Raw genomic sequence first — 16,741 nt, forward strand, 5'->3', positions numbered from 1 at the left:
TCTTACAAATACTATTCATACATCTCTATGTATACGGTATACAATATACAAATTTTCATACATTTAAGCAAGTGATTTTTAGCTTTTTTTGTCAGTTTTTAAACGTTGTTAGATTTTTATATAACGCTTTAAGTGGTTCATATAAAAAGGCTAAAATTAGTTGTATTATTGTTGGATGTTTAAGTGTATTCAGCGGAAAACGGACGCAGGTTTATTCTCTTTAATTATAATTTATTTAAATTAAGATACATATGGTTTTATTTTAACGTATTGATTTATTGTTACATTATTATGAAGAAAAATTGATGAAAAAGTATGATTTGCAAAGAGTGGAGATGATTATTATCAAGGTTTCAGCATCCGCAGCTGCGGATGCCATTGAAAAAAAAGTGCAGTATCCGATGATTCACCGGACACTGCACGGCATGTTTCAGACTCTGTTTACACGCAGGGGACATTCGCAGTATTTCCCGCACCGTTTCATCTTGATAACATCGGGGGAACCGCATTTTTCGCAGGTTGTCGCTTCATCTTCCTGACAGAATCCCTGACACCATTCATGTCCGCACACGATACATTTCAGGTCGCGTTCGCATACCTCAATATTCTCGTCATAGGCAATGTTAAGTATGTAGCCGTTGATAAGGGCGAAAGTGACAGATTGTCTTGCCTGTTCAACTATTCTGCCGAAGGTCTGTCGCGAAACGCCCATCTGGTCGGCAGCATCGTTTTGTGACAAACCTTCCAGATCTGCAAGGCGCATCGCCTCAAGCTGGTCTGCGGGGATAGCAATGAATTTCATGTCTTTGTTTTCTTCCGGATTTACAGGACCGAAAGATTTGTAAGTAAGCCTGTGCTTAACAAGCCTCTTCTTTACGGGTCGTGCCATATTTCTTCCTTTCGCGCATAAAATAAAATATTAAAAATAAAATGGTGCTATTAATATGCGCTGATTTTTTCCGGTTTATTACCGGAACGAAATATGGACAAAACAGCAGGCGCGGCAAAATTTGCCGTGTTGTGCGGCTTTGCATAGAACGTACGCTTCGAATAAATTTGCGTTTGCGGTAATAAACTCATGATTCCTCAATGCGCGCAGGATGTATATGCGCACATAAATAAATATACTACTATCAATACCTGATTTCTATGGATATTCAAGAATTAAATTCGCAAAATTAGATTTTTAACTAAAATTTATTGTTTTAAAAGGGCATAAAAAAAGGGCAGGTGTGAAAACCTGCCCTTCTTATGGAACCTACAGGGGATTAATATCTGTAAGTGAAGGAAGCGTATACTTTCTCAACTTTGTCAGCTACTGCTGTCATAGTGTTCATAGCAGTTGCATCTTCAATTTTTACAGGTGCTCCAAGGTAGCTGCCTGAGTTGGTGTAGTCATAGTCAAAATACTGATAGCCGATTGTAGCGAACAGTTTGTCGCCGACGATAGGCTGGTGATAGTAGAGTTCATAAACATCACCGCGAACAGCGAGTTTAGAACCTACAAGGTCGTCCTCTGCGCCTGTCATTGCAACCCAGTATTTAGAACCGTGGTTGTATTCGAAGCCGAGTTTACCGCCTGTTACAGGAAGTTCAGGAGTTGAGAAACCTACCCAGTAGCTCTGACCGTTTTTGCTGCTGTCAGAACCAAGAAGGGTATCTTGTCCCATAAACTGATACATTGCGCTGTTTGATGTATTGCCGTTCGGGTGAGATTTGCTCATAGAGTATGATGCGAACCAGTCAAATCCGAAGTTTTTACCCTGTGCAAGGAAAGAGTGCCATTCCATGTCACCAAGGTCAGCAGTTGCCTCAGTTCTTGATGATGAGCCTAAAGTGTTCATATCAAATGTGTATGCGTCATAGTCACCATCAAGATCATAGTCTGAACCTGTGATGCTGTAAGGCATAACAACTGAACCTGTAAAGCCGTCTGTTACACCGAATCCTCTGGCATAGTTGTACCAGAATTTGTAGGTTTCATCGTCATAAAACTTAACGATTGTTCCGAAGAACTCAACGTCGTCAACAGAAGGTGTTGCGATAAGACCGTTGTTTGCGCTTGTGGCGTTGCTTGAACCCCAGCCGGATTCATAGCCTTTTCCATAGCAGAACTTGATGAAAGAACCGGGGAGTGCTTCAATAACGTTTTCAAAATCGAATTGAAGTGATCCGCCGTCGAACTGCCACTGGATTATGTGTGCAAGGGGAGAACCGCCCTGTGTAGCATTGTTGCGAAGCTCTTCGCCGGGACCGTAGTCGGAAGGTCTTCTACCGAAAGAGAAGTGATAGGGAATGGGACCCATATCATTTTTATACACGAAGTATGCTCTTTCAACGTGAAGTTTGTCGTCTGTGGGAACTGCCGCAGCGTTGCCGTCCATGTACATGGAGTTATATCCGCCGTTGAACCAGCGTGCGTCAGTTGCATCGCCCCAAGTTTTGTACATCACAAGACGACCGGTGAAAGTAAGGTTTTCATTAACAGCGCTGTTCAGACGAATGCGCAGTTTGTTAGTGAAAATAGTGTCGTTGTTTGTGTCGTATTTGCGGGGTTTAATAGAGTTGAACATGAGCATCATCATGTCATATTCACTTGCTCCGCCTAAATTGGCGTCAGGAGTTGTTGTGATGACATTATCTGCAAGCATTATCGGCATCATTTGCAGCATTGCCTGGCTGACTGCGCCCACTTGCTGTTCTGCTGTCATTGCGTTCCATGTAGCTTCACCGACCATTTGGCTCATCATTCCCTGAATCATAGGGTCAGCAGCTACCGTTTGCATAAGGTCTGCAAATTCAGCAGATGAACCGTATGCTTGTTCCCATGCATCGTTGATGCCATCGGGCATAGCTGTGTCGTTCACGCCAATAAGCGTTCCGTTAAGCCACATTCCCATCATGTCGTTGGCAAAAGCGGGAAGTGCTCTCATGTCTTCATACTGGATGCTGTCAACTCTTGTTCTGAGTTCTATGCCGAGATCAACTTTATCTTTGATTCGGTGAACTTCGTTTTTGTCAACACGCTGAGACATCGTGTTGATCTGGTTTTGAAGATCTGAAATCTGGCCTTTCAGTTCTTCAAGGGTGACATCCGCTGCATAGGCAGAAGCAGCAAACATCGTAAGGAGAATAAATGACAATACTTTCCTCATACAATACTCCCTATAGTATTACGAACGGCTTGTATGTAACCGCTCTATGTAAAAGGGCATACAAGATTTACCCTTTTAGTTACCTTTGAAAAGTTCCGGGACTGCTTCGCTTTCTTCAGCCATAAAATGAATGGCTGACTCATTCAGCCTTCGGCTGGTGGTCGCAGAGACAATAAGGTTCTGTCTTTGCAAACCCTGAAAGGGTGAAACAATCTCATGATAGGGGAATTTACTCTCCGTCGGAGAGCACATCCTCCAGAATCGTGTCGATATCCTTTATAAAACTGTCGAGCAATACGGCTGCTGCTGCGTAAAAGGGCATTTCATTTCTTTGCTGCACCAGCTTTGCGAACTCGTCCGTGATAACGGCGCCGTAAGTATCCGTTAGTCTGTAAAGGTTCTGGAGTGTCGCGTACCATGTTTCAATATTTTCAGGCTGAGCAAGCCTGCCGAAGAGCGCCGAGAGGAACTCCAGTACAATATAGATATTATCCTCAAGGTCGGGTGTCTCCGTGTCGAGAACAAATCCTTCGGTTGCCATCCACTCTCTGATTTTGAAAGTGCTTTCTCCGTAAAGGGTTTTGTTTTCTTCTGTGTAGTATGAGATATAGGGAACAACTTTGCTCCCTTTGAAGTCCTGTTTGAAAAGTTTGATGAAGTCGCTCTGCATCTCTGTCTGATCGTATAGTGCGGGAAAATCCGACGTGTATTCATTAAGAAAGTCGCCGAAAGCCTCCCAGTTGTCTCTCAGAAGGTCGTAAACGTTGTCGTCCGGATAGCGGAAGAGCAGCGACAGGAACATTGATGAGTTTGCAAGAGCTGTGAAAGGTGCTGTGTCGAGATCGGCGTCTTTAAGCTGGTTTTTCGACGCTTCAAAATCGCCGTTTTTAATATTCTCTTTAAAATCCGTATATATGGACATACAAATAAACCTTTTTATCGAGAGTTCTTTAGACAAGTGTTTCTGTCTTTGTAATTCTATTGGCATTTTTTATATTTGTAAAGCCAAATATATATATTTTCTGCATACTTGCATACTCTGATATGGAGATATAGGGTTATTTTCATGCTTTAAAAATCCTATATGTTTCTGGGAGTTGACATATCTAAAACAGTCAAAATCAGACTGATTTCTAAATTTTTTATGAAGAATAATCTGCGTACATTTGTAATAAAAATGTAGAATATTCTACTTTACTCTCCTTGTGTTTTGATAAGTATCTGACATCAGTAGTTTTATTTTTACGGCATAAAGGTTGCTTCGTTAAGCCCTGTAAAATGTTACGGAGGAATTATGCGTAAATATATTTTTGTACTTTCTGTTCTTCTTTTGGCTTTCGCTCTGTCTGCCTGCGGTTCAGGAGGTAAATACAAGGAGCTTAAAGCCGTGAACGGGGTTGTAACGATTTCAGAATCCGATGTGAGCGATACGGAGGCTCATTATTTCTACACTGTTGTGGACGGAAAGGAGATAAAGTTCTTTCTCATCCGGGCAGGGGACGGGGTTGTCCGTGCGGCTTTTGACGCTTGCGACGTTTGCTATCCTGAAAAGAAAGGGTACAGACAGGAAGGCAGCGTAATGGTATGCAACAACTGCGGGCAGAAGTTTGACACAAGCAGGATAAACGAGGTTAAAGGCGGCTGCAATCCTTCGCCTCTGCAAAGGGTCAGTGATGGAAAACAGATAACTGTCAGGGTTGAAGATATCCGCTCCGGCGGCATGTACTTCTAGGGTGCCGTATGAACATATTCACGCTGCCTTTCAGAAATCTCAGACGGAAACTGCTGCGCACAGGAATACTTGTGGCGGTCTTTACGCTGGGGATACTTTCCGTGGTGCTTCTGTATAACGTTTCCCGCACTATCGGGCACTCTCTTGAGGAGAAGATGACGGCATTCGGCGCGAATGTGGTCATATATCCGAAAACGGAATCGCTGAAGATAAGCTACGGCGGTTTTTCTATGGGTAATCTCGCCTATCAGGTGAAGTATCTGCCGGAGAAAGAGACTGTAAATGCTATCTACAGTATTGAACTGAACAAGAATATAAGCACAGTGGCGCCTAAGCTGCTGGAACTTATACACTACAAAGACAAACCCGTAGCCGTAATAGGCGTGATTTTTGCGCAGGAGATGCGCATCAAAAGTTATTGGTCGGTCATTGGGGGCAAGCCTGGAAAGGCTGACGGAGTGATCGCAGGAAGCAGGGCAGCGGAACATCTGGGACTGAAAACGGGTGAGATTATCCCTATCGGTGATAAAAAGTTCGTTGTTTCAGGTGTTCTTAAACCCACTGGTACAGAGGACGACAACAGCATATTTGCAGACCTCCACAGTCTTCAGACGGCGGTAAATAAGCCCAACCTGATAAATTATGCGGACGTTGCCGCCCTTTGTGCCGGCTGTCCCATTGAGGATATAGTTCACCAAATATCGAAAAAACTGCCCGATACCGAGATAAACGCCATGCAGAATATAGTCAAACAGCGTATGGCTACCATCCAGACCGTTCAACACCTTGTACTTGGGCTTGGAGGAGTGATACTCCTTACAGCTTGCTTCATGCTGTCCATGTTCATGCTTGCTTCCGTAAATGAGCGGAAGAACGAGATAGGTATATTGCGGGCTCTTGGTTATTCAGGCAGTAAGATATTCATAATATTCAGCTTCGAATCGCTTATAATCGGTGCTTTGTCCGGCATACTCGGTTATGCAGGCGGATATCTTGGCAGCGGAGAACTGCTGAAAATACTTTCGCTGGGCGAAAATGCACATATCACGTTCAACTGGCTGCATCTGCTCATAACTGTTGCTGCGGTTTCCGTGCTTTCCGTATGTGCGTCTGCGTTTCCCGCTCTAAAGGCGGCACAGATGCGCCCCACAGATGCGTTCAGCAGAATATAGGTGAAAAAATGCTTAATCTGAAAGACATACATAAAACATACACAGCAGACGGCGTTTCTTCTGAGGTGCTGAAAGGCGTCAGTATAGACGTTTCCGAAGGCGAATTTGTCAGCATAGTCGGCAAGTCAGGCTCCGGCAAAAGCACGATGATGAACATCATGTCCACCCTTCTGGAGCCGGACAGCGGGAGCATATTTTTTAAAGGCAGGGAACTTACGCAGGCTTCCTCCGCCGAAATAAACAGCGTGCGCCGCAACGATATATCAGTTATATTTCAGGCGTATCACCTGTTCCCTTATCTCACAGCGGCGGAGAATGTGCTTCTGCCATTTATGCAGGGTTTTGCCCCCATAGGAAAGGCTCTGAGGGAAGAGGCTTTTGAGGTGCTTTCACGCGTGGGCCTCAGCGGCAAAGAGAACCGTCTGCCGGTCAAACTTTCCGGCGGTGAACAGCAGCGTGTGGCGATAGCGCGGGCGCTTATCAAGAAACCTTCCGTGCTGTTTGCGGACGAACCTACCGGAAGTCTTGATAGCAAAACAGGAAATGCTATAATAGATTTACTGAGGGAACTGAATGCGGCGGGGCTTGCGGTGGTGATGGTTACGCACTCGCCGGAATACGCCAAAGCGGGACACACAATAGTCAGCATGGAGGACGGTCTGGTAAGTGGAATCGAAAAGAACGCCGGATAAAGACACACTGCTATCAATCGGCATTATTGTCCTGTCCACCGCTGTTGTGACATACTTTCACTACAGCGTTCCGGGGCATTTCAATGCCGTGCATCTGGCGCATTACTATATATTTTATATAATCGTAATATACGCCGCCTTTAAATTCGGTTTTAAAGGCGGTGTTATAGTTGCCGCCGTAATGACGGTGATATACAGTCCGAATGCTTATATAGGTGTGCTCAGCGGACATTTCGGTCATCATCATGTGCCGTCTCTTGTGGAGATATCCATGATATATGCCGTGGGGATAGTTTCCGGCTATTTCTCAGGCAAGCTGAAAGACGAAAAGCGCAAGGTTGAAAAGATGTCGGCTGAAAAGCTGCTGCTTGAGAAAAAAATGGCGCACGACGACAGACTGCGTTCGCTGGGACAGCTAAGTGCCGGTATAGCCCATGAGATACGCAACCCTCTTGCGGCGATAAAATCCGGCATAGCAATGATAAAAAGCGGAAAGAACGACCCTATGATAACTGATATCCTCGAATCGGAGATAGAACGTCTGAACAGCTTTGTGGACAGATTTCTGCAATACGCCCGTTTCGGCAACAATGACCCGTGCGATATCCCCGTGGGTTCATTTCTTATGGAGATAGCTGAGCTTTCAAAACTCACAGCGTCCCGCAGGGATGTGGAGGTCAGGGTTGAAAATACGCTTCCGCAGGGATTTACTGTCTTCGGCGACAAGAACTCATTGAAACAGGCGGTGCTAAATCTGGTTCTGAACGGTATCGATGCAGTTGAGGGAGTGCCGGAGGGCAGGGTTACTCTCTGCGCAGGGCACGAAAACGGAAGGACTTACTTTTCCGTTGCGGACAACGGGCACGGTATGGATAATACTGACAGGATTTTTGAGCCTTTTTACACCACAAAGGACGACGGAACGGGACTTGGGCTGCCGATAGCCGGAAAGATAGCTCTGGCGCACGGCGGAGAGATCAGCGTTAAGTCGGGAAAAGACGGCACGGTGTTTACAATGTATATACAGGACAGGCAAAAATGAGCGTTTTAATAATAGAGGACAACGTTTCTCTGGCTACGCTGGTTTCAATGTTCCTCACAGGGGAGGGCATAGCGAACGATGTAGTGCACAACGGATTCGAAGGTTTATCCAAACTTTCTGAACAGCGCTACGACGTTCTGGTGACGGATATCCGCCTGCCAAAAATTTCCGGCATGGAAATATTCGAGAAATCGAAACAGCTTTACCCTGACATGCCTGTGATTATAATGACCGCCTTCGGAAATATTCCCGATGCTGTCGCCGCCATGCGCAGCGGCGCATATGACTACATAACGAAACCTTTCGAGAATGAAGATCTTCTCAATACTATCAGAAAAGCCATAGAGGTCAGCAGTATCCGCAGGGAAAACAGCAGGCTGAAACAATACATGAGAGAATCGAACATGCCCAGAATGGCGGGCAGCAGCCCGGCTTTCAGGGCTATGCTTAAACTTGCCGAAACCGTAGCCCCCACTGATGCTCCGGTGCTTGTGCTGGGGGAGAGCGGAACCGGAAAAGAGCTTGCCGCGAGGTATATTCACGCAAAAAGCAGCCGATCCGACAAACAGTTTGTCGCGGTAAACTGTGCGGCTATACCGGAACAGCTCTTTGAAAGCGAACTTTTCGGACACAGGAAAGGCTCGTTTACAGGTGCGGAAAGGGATTATAAAGGAAAAATAGCCGAGGCTGAGGGCGGAACCCTTTTTCTGGACGAGATAGGTGAAATGCCTCCAAGTGTGCAGGTGAAACTTCTGCGTTTTTTACAGGAGTCTGAAATTCAGCCTGTTGGTTCGGCTCTGCCTGTAAAGATAGATACAAGGGTTGTCGCCGCTACAAATAAAGACCTTAAAGAGATGAGTGAAACAGGCAGTTTCCGCGAAGATCTGTTTTACAGGCTGAACGTGTTTCCTGTCGAGGTGCCGCCGCTGGCACAGCGCAGGGAGGATATCAGCGAGCTGGTGGAACTTTTTTCCAGAAAATACGGTTCAAAAGTTACTTTCTCAAAAGAGGCGGTGGCTAAGCTGGCAAATGCCCGCTGGAAGGGCAACATACGCGAGCTGGAAAATACTGTCTACCGTCTCTGCATACTGAAAGGGCAGGGAGAGGTTGCGGAAAACGACATAAAGGCGGATAATGCCGATATCGTCTCCTGTATGAATATGCACCTGCCGGAAGACGGGCTTGACCTTGAAGAGATGGAGAAGACCATCATATCCCGTGCGCTGGCGAAATTCGGCGGCAACAAGAGCCGTACGGCAAAGTATCTGAATATTCCTCGCCATGTGCTCCTTTACCGGCTGGAAAAATACGGAATGGAATGAGGATTTAATGAGTTATATCGAAGAAACGGCAAACCATGACGAAAAAATAGTATATACCTGCGGAGTAAAGATTTTTCCGCTTCTGCCGCCGATGTTGTTCGGTGCGTTTCTGGCTCTGGTCGCTTTCAGCGGAATGACTGCCGGCGCATCATCAGGACTTGCCTATCGCGGTATATATACTCTGGTTCTGCTGGCAGGTCTTTATCCGTTCTTTTTTGCTTTCATGCACATAAAAAATACTGAAATAGGGTTTACTGACAAACGGTTTGTTGTTACACGCGGCATACTTAGACGGAGCGTTGTTCAGCTTAATACGCGTGATGTAAATCTTATAATAGCGGGTAAAGGCGTTATGGGCAGATTATTCAACTACGGTACTATCGCGGTTTTTTCATCAGGCAGTCTGCTTGCTGTTGTTAAAGGCGTGGGCAGTCCCGACGAACTGCTTGCAAAGTTGCATAAATATCAGGATTTTGTCGAGAGCGAAGAGAAAGAGAGCCATATCCTTTTGAACTGTCTCCCTCTTTAGTAAAAAAAGGCGCCCGAAAGCGCCCTTGGCTAATCAGGCGGTCAGTTTTTCATACAGGGGATAAAGCTGTATTTCCTCTCTGCGGATGCGCATTTTAAGAGTTGAAATTATCCTGCCGAGTTCTTTTGCATATTCCATATCGTTTTTTGAAGTTTCAAGCCTGTTAATGAAATCCAGAATTGTACCTGTCAGTCCTTTCATCTCGCTTGCGAATTCGTTTGCCGTTATTGCCGAACCGCTTTTGGCGAGCTGGGGATATAGTTTCGTATCCTCTTTGATAAGGTGGTCTGAGAGGAGTTTTTTACCCTCAAGCAGTTTTTTACGTCCGGCGTCGGTGACAAGACCGAGGTTCTGAGTCTGCTGAAGTATTTCAAGAAGTTGTTCGTGGTCTTTTTTCAGTTCGTTTATAAGTGCGTTCATTATAAGCCTCCGTATTTTTCTTTCTGAGGTTATAATATGTGCGGAATTCGTTTTGATGTTTGATTCAGGTCAATTTGAATGGAAAAAATAAAAAAAGACCGCCTCCTTTAGGAAGCGGTCTCTGAAAGTTTCTTACAGACTGCTTATGAAGGGAATCGCAAGCAGTGAAACGATGTTGATTACCTTGATCATCGGGTTGATGGCTGGTCCTGCGGTGTCTTTGTAGGGGTCGCCCACTGTGTCGCCTGTTACAGCAGCTTTGTGTGCGTCGCCGCCTTTTCCGCCGAAGTGTCCGTCCTCGATGTATTTTTTAGCGTTGTCCCATGCACCGCCGCCTGTTGTCATTGAAACAGCGATGAAAAGACCTGTTACGATAGAACCGACTATCATACCGCCGAGCGCCTTGGGTCCGAAAATGGCAAGGATGAGCAGGGGGGATACTATCGGGATAAGACCGGGGATGATCATCTCCTTGATAGCCGCTTTTGTAACGATGTCCACGCAAGCAGCATAATCCGGTTTGCCTGTTCCTTCCATAATGCCTTTGATTTCTCTGAACTGGCGTCTTACTTCGTCAACCACAGCACCGCCAGCCTTACCGACTGCGTTCATGCAAAGTGACGCGAAGTAGTAGGGAATCATACCGCCGAGGAAGAGACCGATTATAACCACTGGGTCGGAAAGAGTGAAAGCTGAATCGCTGAACGCTTTTCCCATACCCTCAAGGTGAGTGCGGAGTTCCTGTGTGTATGATGTGAAAAGAATAACCGCCGCAAGTCCGGCAGAACCGATGGCGTAGCCTTTTGTAACCGCTTTTGTGGTGTTGCCAACAGCGTCAAGAGGGTCTGTTACGTCTCTTACGGAGCTTTCCATGTGAGCCATCTCAGCAATACCGCCTGCGTTGTCTGTGATGGGACCGAAAGCGTCCATCGCAACAACGATACCTGTCAGCGAAAGCATGGATACTGCTGCCACCGCGATACCGTAAACGCCCACGCAAGTATATGAAAGAAGGATGCCCAGTGCGATTACGATTGCGATGAGTCCTGTGGAGCTCATTGATATCGCAAGACCGGCAATGATGTTTGTTGCGTGACCTGTTGTGGAAGCCTTTGCCAGCTTCTGAACGGGTGAGTAGTTTGTACCTGTGTAAAATTCTGTTATCCAGAATATCGCTCCGGTAACGGCTATACCGACAACGGCAGCGCCGAATACGTTGAGAGCGGAATAAGTTGTTCCGTTAAGCTCAAGACCGTTGGGGAAGAAGCTGTTCGTTATGAAATAGAACGCAACGAGAGCTATTCCTGCGGAAACGATGAGTCCTTTGTAAAGGGCTTTCATTATGTGCTGGTCTTTGCCGAGTTTGACAAAGAATGTGCTCACTATGGAAGCGAGGATTGAAACACCGCCGAGCGCAAGAGGATATGAAACAGCGGCGCTGTCTGCGAATGTTATAGCGCCTATGAGCATAGCCGCGATGAGCGTTACAGCGTATGTTTCGAAAAGGTCGGCAGCCATACCTGCGCAGTCGCCTACGTTGTCGCCTACGTTGTCGGCGATAACAGCGGGGTTTCTGGGGTCGTCTTCGGGGATGCCCGCTTCAACCTTACCCACAAGGTCTGCACCCACGTCAGCGCCTTTTGTGAAGATACCGCCTCCAAGTCTTGCGAAAATGGAGATAAGAGATGCACCCAGACCGAGACCGACAAGGTGGTTGACCACTTCTCTGAGTTCCGCTTCAGGCGCGGTGAGCTTGAGAATGGAAAAATATCCGGCAACGCCGAGAAGACCGAGACCGACAACAAGCATACCTGTTACCGCACCGCCTCTGAACGCTACGTTCATAGCTTTAACCATTCCTTCTTTTGCTGCCTCGGCTGTGCGCACGTTTGCTCTTACAGAGATAAACATGCCTATGAAGCCTGTGAGTCCTGAAAGAAGAGCACCGATTGCAAACCCGATTGCAGTAACTGCACCGAGAGTGATGAAAAGAAGAACAAAAATGACTGCCCCAACTATTGCAATGAGGGTGTACTGCCTTTTCATGTAGGCTGATGCGCCCTCCTGAATAGCAGATGCGATTTGTGTCATTCTTTCGTTGCCCTGCGGCAGACTGAGAATCCATTTTGCGGAAACTAGTCCGAAAATGATTGCCGCAACAGCGCAAATGATCGCAAAAATATCTGTCTGAAATGCCGTCACTTAAACCTCCGTTATAAAAGTAATTTATGAATCCTGCAGCTTTGAGCTGATTGTTTCTATAACTGCAGCCGCATCATTGATTGCCGTATATATAAGGTTGGGATGCTTCTGCTCGGATATCGAGCCGTCCGCCATTTTCATGTATGAAGGGGATATGGCGCCGCCTATCATGTATATTCCTTTGCGTGTTGTCTCGAATTCGCTGTTGAGCATGACGAGCCTGTCTCCCTCTTTGGCAACTTTGCATATCCCTTCCGTACAGGATATGGTCTGTATCTGAAGATTGTCCAGAAGTGTTGATGAACCCTGAGAACCTATGCACGCTATAACGTTTTTCATAGGAAAGCTCATAGCGTGGTAAAGCTGTATACCGTCTGGTTCGTGGAACTCGTTTATACGGATAACCAGCCTGTCGATTCCCTCTTCGTCCACCTCGCCTATCCTCGGTGTTGCGCCGGGAAGAAGACGTATGTGACCGCCGAGGAGTATCTCTTCTCCGAGTCTTTGTGCCGTCTCTTTGTTTACATCGAATTTTTCAGAAAAATGTGCCCAGTAAACGGGCTGATGGTCGTTTTCCTGTCTTTTGACCTTTAATATGGAAATAACGACGTCCGCCGCTGTATTTCCGCCGCCGATGACCAGTGTTCTGAGTCCCAGATATTTTCTGGGATCGTCAAGGGTCTTCGCGACCATTTTGGCGTCGCCGTATACTGTCAGTTCTTTCGGAATGCTGTTTCCGAAGGACAGCACCACCTTTTTACCTCTGAAAGCACCTTTGGATGTTACAACTGAGAAAAAGCCCCTGTGGGTTTCAATGTCCTTAAAATCCGCTTCCGTAACGACGGACAGGTTCTCGTGCTGAACGAAATGCTGAACGTACTGAACGTACATTTCAACTGTTACAGGCTTGTCAGGCGGACGCAGTTCGTCTATGAGAAAATTGTCAGCCATATCCTTGGGCTTTGAGGCATATACCTTTTTACCTTCAGGATATGTGTTTATGATTCCCTGATAGACAGATTTTCCGCTTTCGATGAGCAGATAGGACAGACCCTTCTTCTTGCACATGAAGGCACATGCAACACCGGCGGGTCCTGCACCCACTATTACAACATCATATATAGTATTCATGGTGCGCGATTCTATATCCGAGGCTTTTTTGTGTCAATAAAAATAAAATGCCCCTGTTTAATTACGGTATGTTTTATTTGCAAATCAAATAGGTGAAGGCGTGATATTCTATAATCGGCAGTTCCGACCTCCGGTTTCAGGTTACGAATGGAGAAAACTGGATATGCCAGTCATTATCATTTCAACTCCGAAAGCGCCCATAAAAAAGCCGTTGATGCGTATCAGTATTGCGAGAACCTTGTCGAAAACTGCTGTGATGCTGTCTTTAAGATGATATCTTACGGCGGCAAGCAGCGCGACTATGGCAAAGGCTGCCGCGGCAACTGCAAAGTTTACTCCGGCAGCTTCAAGTCTCCCCATTTTACTTCCAAGCAGTATGCACACGGATATTGTTCCCACGCCTGTCATGAAGGGCATGGCAATCTCCGAAGCGATGTCGTCGAGACTGCCGCGTATGCTGATCAGCGCCTTCTGCCCCTGTATGATGGACATCAGCGATATGCTGAGAAGCACTATACCGCCGAAAATCCTGAAAGAATTGAAGTTTATCTTGAACACCGAACGGAATATCCATTCGCCTGTGAATGTGAAGAAAAGGTTTATCGCCAGAGATATCATGGTTGCCATGAAGAGCACCCGCAGAAAATCCCTCTCTGAAAGATCCTGACGCACAGGCGCAAGGTATACGAATACCGCCACTGGGTTTACTATCGTTGCCAGAAATATGGCTTCCCTGAAAAAATCACTCATGCTTGTTTGTACCATACATTCATGCTTTCTATGCCGCCGCCTATATTAGTGTTGTTGAAAAGCGTGCCTGTGAAGGTGTATCCGCATCCGGCGAATGTTTTGTTCATTCCGTAGGATACGCTCCTTGCTATGGTATAATAACATTTAACCCCATCGTTATAAAGGCTTTTTTCCATCTCTGCGTTAAGCGCCGCCGCAAATCCCAGTCTGCGGTATTCCTCCAGAGTTGCGAAGTCGCTCATTTCCGCGTAGTTCTTTTCTCTGTCGGTCTCCGCACTGGCTGCCGCAATTAGCTTTTCTCCTGAAAAGATGCCGAAATAGCGCGTGTTTTCCGTCATAGTTCTCCGCAGATAGTCCGCGTTGTGGATGGGGAAGGGATACGTTTCGAAAACTTGTCTGTAAAGCTCTGACAGAGAAACTGTATCTTTTGAGGAAAGCCTCTGTATCCGCAAGTCGCTGGCATGGCTTTTCACCTCCGTATTTTCGGCTTCAATGAGCACATCGGTGATTATTATTCCGTTTTTAACAGCCATCCGCTCGGCTTTTAGATATTTTGCCATGAATGAAACTTTTTTCCCGTTTTTCAGAGGAAAAAACGCCTCGCATTGGTAGCCGTTTTCAGTGAACAGATCAGGTTCTTTGACCTTGGCGATTATTTTTGAATAGCCAGCTTTTTTCGCCGTCAATTCTATTCCTTCAAGGTCAGACAGACAGAAGCAGGGCGCAGTTTCGGTGATGTATGCCCTGTCGCTGAATTTTCCGTGATGTACTGTTGCGTTGTATAATTTTTCAAACCTGTCAGTCATTATCCCTCCTCCTGATACGTTCGTTGTCCTCCGGAATGAGGGCTATCCGCTTGTCATAGTCTGCCATTAGCTTTTCAATTCCAACTGGCGGCAGACATTCTGTACCTTCTGTATTGAACTGGAGGTTGCAGTCGGTGCAGTTCCGGTCGCAGTATACGGGCTTGTATTTGTCCGGTTCTTTATAGGTGCAGATTATCCCTTCATAGTTGCGCAGAATAACCTTGTTCGCAGACCACGACACCAGATAATTAGGCGAAACGGGTATCTTTCCGCCGCCGCCGGGGGCATCTATGACGTATGTCGGCACCGCAAGTCCGCTTGTGTGACCGCGCAGAATCTCTATTATTTCTATTCCTTTGCTGACCGGCGTTCTGAAATGTGAAAGACCTTCGGAAAGATCGCATTGATATATATAATATGGACGTACTCTGTTGCGCACCAGCTTGTGCATAAGCGCTCTCATTATCATCGGGCAGTCGTTTACGCCGGCCAGAAGAACGGTCTGGTTGCCAAGAGGTATTCCTGCGCGTGTCAGCTTTTTTATAGCTGTCACGGCAGATTCGGTTATCTCGCGGGGGTGGTTGAAGTGGGTGTTTATCCATAGATTGTCATATCCTGAAAATATCTCCGCAAGCCTGTCTGTGACACGGTAAGGCAGAACAACGGGCATACGCGTGCCTATGCGGACGATTTCAACGTGGGGGATTGATGATATTCTGTCCAGAAGCCATTTAAGCCTGCTGTCGGATAGCATCAGCGGGTCTCCGCCGGATATAAGAACGTCCCTGACTTCAGTATGTTCGCGGATATATTGAAGCCCTGTCTCCAGCGTCTCTTTTGACGGTATGGTGTCTTTGTCGCCCACTTTTCGTTTTCTGGTGCAGTGACGGCAATACATGGCGCACATGCTGCTCACATGGAAAAGAACTCTGTCGGGATATCTGTGTGTTATGCAGCGGACAGGGCTGTCGTGGTCTTCGCCGAGCGGATCTGCCATGTCCCACTGGTCGATGTTCAGCTCTTCCACAGAGCAGAAGGACTGTCTGAACACCGGGTCGTCTTTAAGGTTGTTTCTGTCGATAAGGGATGCGTAGTAGGGAGTGATTGCCATAGGGAATTTTTTGAGAGTTTTCTGCATCATTGTCCGTTCCGATCGCCCGAAACGAACGTCCATAATGTTTTCGAAATCCTCAATGGTGCTGATACTGTGGCGAAGCTGCCATTTCCAGTCTTTCCAGTCGTTGATGTTTGAGTCCGGGCTAAGACTCTCAGCAATTTCCTGCTGATGTTTCGTATAGATCATAATGTCTCCGTGTAATAATATATATACATGAAACATCATAGCATGAAAATGACGAATGTCAAGGTAAGTGGAGAATTAGTTCTAGTATGTTCTAAACTATTTGGTGTTAATCATATTTGTATTTAACATTAAGATTTATGAAAGAATTAAGTCCATCACCTGCTAAAGCTAATTTCTTCATTCTTTCAACATTTGCTGAACCAGCCTTGTTGTATGAGTACCTATAGATTTTTGCTGTGCCTTTAAATTTGAAATCAATAAAAGTGTCTTCTATGTTGTAAGCCTCGACGTTTGAATCACCATTAATGTTTTTATAGCGTACCATAAGCATTCTCCATCTTTTATATAATTGGGATGTTGTTGGGATTATCTAATTGTAGCATGTGGAAATAAAGATAAAAGGCATTTGTTCGAAATGTGTAGCCGAAGTATATATAAATGTTTATACAACCAATTGTCTTGGCTATAGGCAGTTGTGAAAGCAT

General features: G+C 46.1%; 16 protein-coding genes. 6 read left to right on the plus strand and 10 right to left on the minus strand.

Annotation, left to right across the window (positions count from 1 at the left end):
• Positions 1 to 430: 430 nt before the first annotated feature.
• The 3 genes from Q7P67_RS07840 to Q7P67_RS07850 all read right to left on the minus strand — a co-directional run bounded on the left by Q7P67_RS07840 (position 431) and on the right by Q7P67_RS07850 (position 4,077).
• Complete coding sequence (locus Q7P67_RS07840; protein WP_303851409.1) at positions 431 to 889, minus strand: DUF134 domain-containing protein; 459 nt, start codon at positions 887 to 889, stop codon at positions 431 to 433.
• Positions 890 to 1,268: 379 nt separating this feature from the next.
• Complete coding sequence (locus tag Q7P67_RS07845) at positions 1,269 to 3,155, minus strand: DUF3373 domain-containing protein (RefSeq protein ID WP_303851410.1); 1,887 nt, start codon at positions 3,153 to 3,155, stop codon at positions 1,269 to 1,271.
• 229 nt (positions 3,156 to 3,384) lie between these two features.
• On the minus strand, positions 3,385 to 4,077 hold the full coding sequence (locus tag Q7P67_RS07850; RefSeq protein ID WP_303851411.1) for a molecular chaperone: 693 nt from the start codon (positions 4,075 to 4,077) through the stop codon (positions 3,385 to 3,387).
• A 372-nt stretch (positions 4,078 to 4,449) separates the two neighbouring features.
• Between Q7P67_RS07850 and Q7P67_RS07855 the strand changes: the two genes are divergently transcribed.
• Genes Q7P67_RS07855 through Q7P67_RS07880 form a run of 6 tightly spaced genes read left to right on the plus strand, consistent with a single transcriptional unit; the run spans position 4,450 to position 9,644 of the window.
• Positions 4,450 to 4,887 (plus strand): DUF2318 domain-containing protein, encoded by a 438-nt coding sequence (locus Q7P67_RS07855; protein ID WP_303851412.1) that lies wholly within the window; start codon positions 4,450 to 4,452, stop codon positions 4,885 to 4,887.
• Between the two features lie 8 nt (positions 4,888 to 4,895).
• Complete coding sequence (locus Q7P67_RS07860) at positions 4,896 to 6,059, plus strand: FtsX-like permease family protein (RefSeq protein WP_303851413.1); 1,164 nt, start codon at positions 4,896 to 4,898, stop codon at positions 6,057 to 6,059.
• A gap of 8 nt (positions 6,060 to 6,067) precedes the next feature.
• Positions 6,068 to 6,751: an ABC transporter ATP-binding protein gene (locus Q7P67_RS07865; protein ID WP_303851414.1), complete on the plus strand. Its 684-nt coding sequence runs from the start codon at positions 6,068 to 6,070 to the stop codon at positions 6,749 to 6,751.
• Complete coding sequence (locus Q7P67_RS07870) at positions 6,726 to 7,793, plus strand: sensor histidine kinase (RefSeq protein WP_303851415.1); 1,068 nt, start codon at positions 6,726 to 6,728, stop codon at positions 7,791 to 7,793. The genes Q7P67_RS07865 and Q7P67_RS07870 overlap by 26 nt, the downstream gene beginning before the upstream one ends.
• The gene (locus Q7P67_RS07875; RefSeq protein WP_303851416.1) at positions 7,790 to 9,115 is read left to right on the plus strand and encodes a sigma-54 dependent transcriptional regulator; all 1,326 of its coding nucleotides are present in this window, start codon (positions 7,790 to 7,792) and stop codon (positions 9,113 to 9,115) included. Before Q7P67_RS07870 ends, Q7P67_RS07875 begins: the two co-directional genes overlap by 4 nt.
• A 7-nt stretch (positions 9,116 to 9,122) precedes the next feature.
• Positions 9,123 to 9,644, plus strand: coding sequence for a PH domain-containing protein (locus tag Q7P67_RS07880; RefSeq protein ID WP_303851417.1), 522 nt, complete (start codon positions 9,123 to 9,125; stop codon positions 9,642 to 9,644).
• Between the two features lie 33 nt (positions 9,645 to 9,677).
• On the opposite strand, the gene Q7P67_RS07885 is transcribed toward Q7P67_RS07880, so the two are convergent.
• From Q7P67_RS07885 to Q7P67_RS07915, 7 genes are all read right to left on the minus strand, one after another.
• Positions 9,678 to 10,064, minus strand: coding sequence for a hemerythrin domain-containing protein (locus Q7P67_RS07885; RefSeq protein WP_303851418.1), 387 nt, complete (start codon positions 10,062 to 10,064; stop codon positions 9,678 to 9,680).
• A gap of 132 nt (positions 10,065 to 10,196) precedes the next feature.
• On the minus strand, positions 10,197 to 12,266 hold the full coding sequence (locus tag Q7P67_RS07890) for a sodium-translocating pyrophosphatase (RefSeq protein ID WP_303851419.1): 2,070 nt from the start codon (positions 12,264 to 12,266) through the stop codon (positions 10,197 to 10,199).
• A 24-nt stretch (positions 12,267 to 12,290) separates the two neighbouring features.
• Positions 12,291 to 13,397, minus strand: coding sequence for an NAD(P)-binding domain-containing protein (locus Q7P67_RS07895; RefSeq protein ID WP_303851420.1), 1,107 nt, complete (start codon positions 13,395 to 13,397; stop codon positions 12,291 to 12,293).
• A gap of 141 nt (positions 13,398 to 13,538) precedes the next feature.
• Positions 13,539 to 14,147, minus strand: coding sequence for a MarC family protein (locus Q7P67_RS07900; protein ID WP_303851421.1), 609 nt, complete (start codon positions 14,145 to 14,147; stop codon positions 13,539 to 13,541).
• Complete coding sequence (gene ablB / locus Q7P67_RS07905) at positions 14,144 to 14,953, minus strand: putative beta-lysine N-acetyltransferase (RefSeq protein ID WP_303851422.1); 810 nt, start codon at positions 14,951 to 14,953, stop codon at positions 14,144 to 14,146. The genes Q7P67_RS07900 and ablB overlap by 4 nt, the downstream gene beginning before the upstream one ends.
• Positions 14,946 to 16,259, minus strand: a complete 1,314-nt coding sequence (gene ablA, locus Q7P67_RS07910; protein WP_369696014.1) for a lysine 2,3-aminomutase — start codon at positions 16,257 to 16,259, stop codon at positions 14,946 to 14,948. The genes ablB and ablA overlap by 8 nt, the downstream gene beginning before the upstream one ends.
• A gap of 103 nt (positions 16,260 to 16,362) precedes the next feature.
• Positions 16,363 to 16,581, minus strand: coding sequence for a hypothetical protein (locus tag Q7P67_RS07915; protein WP_303851424.1), 219 nt, complete (start codon positions 16,579 to 16,581; stop codon positions 16,363 to 16,365).
• Between the last annotated feature and the right edge of the window lie 160 nt (positions 16,582 to 16,741).

The organism is Seleniivibrio woodruffii, from assembly GCF_029267515.1.
Lineage (GTDB): Bacteria > Chrysiogenota > Deferribacteres > Deferribacterales > Geovibrionaceae > Seleniivibrio > Seleniivibrio woodruffii_A.

Bases quoted from the DNA above. Each gene is read 5' to 3' on its own strand.
- Q7P67_RS07840 (WP_303851409.1), bottom strand. From the start codon at position 889: ATGGCACGACCCGTAAAGAAGAGGCTTGTTAAGCACAGGCTTACTTAC.
- Q7P67_RS07845 (WP_303851410.1), bottom strand. From the start codon at position 3,155: ATGAGGAAAGTATTGTCATTTATTCTCCTTACGATGTTTGCTGCTTCT.
- Q7P67_RS07850 (WP_303851411.1), bottom strand. From the start codon at position 4,077: ATGTCCATATATACGGATTTTAAAGAGAATATTAAAAACGGCGATTTT.
- Q7P67_RS07855 (WP_303851412.1), top strand. From the start codon at position 4,450: ATGCGTAAATATATTTTTGTACTTTCTGTTCTTCTTTTGGCTTTCGCT.
- Q7P67_RS07860 (WP_303851413.1), top strand. From the start codon at position 4,896: ATGAACATATTCACGCTGCCTTTCAGAAATCTCAGACGGAAACTGCTG.
- Q7P67_RS07865 (WP_303851414.1), top strand. From the start codon at position 6,068: ATGCTTAATCTGAAAGACATACATAAAACATACACAGCAGACGGCGTT.
- Q7P67_RS07875 (WP_303851416.1), top strand. From the start codon at position 7,790: ATGAGCGTTTTAATAATAGAGGACAACGTTTCTCTGGCTACGCTGGTT.
- Q7P67_RS07880 (WP_303851417.1), top strand. From the start codon at position 9,123: ATGAGTTATATCGAAGAAACGGCAAACCATGACGAAAAAATAGTATAT.
- Q7P67_RS07885 (WP_303851418.1), bottom strand. From the start codon at position 10,064: ATGAACGCACTTATAAACGAACTGAAAAAAGACCACGAACAACTTCTT.
- Q7P67_RS07895 (WP_303851420.1), bottom strand. From the start codon at position 13,397: ATGAATACTATATATGATGTTGTAATAGTGGGTGCAGGACCCGCCGGT.
- Q7P67_RS07900 (WP_303851421.1), bottom strand. From the start codon at position 14,147: ATGAGTGATTTTTTCAGGGAAGCCATATTTCTGGCAACGATAGTAAAC.
- ablB (WP_303851422.1), bottom strand. From the start codon at position 14,953: ATGACTGACAGGTTTGAAAAATTATACAACGCAACAGTACATCACGGA.
- Q7P67_RS07915 (WP_303851424.1), bottom strand. From the start codon at position 16,581: ATGGTACGCTATAAAAACATTAATGGTGATTCAAACGTCGAGGCTTAC.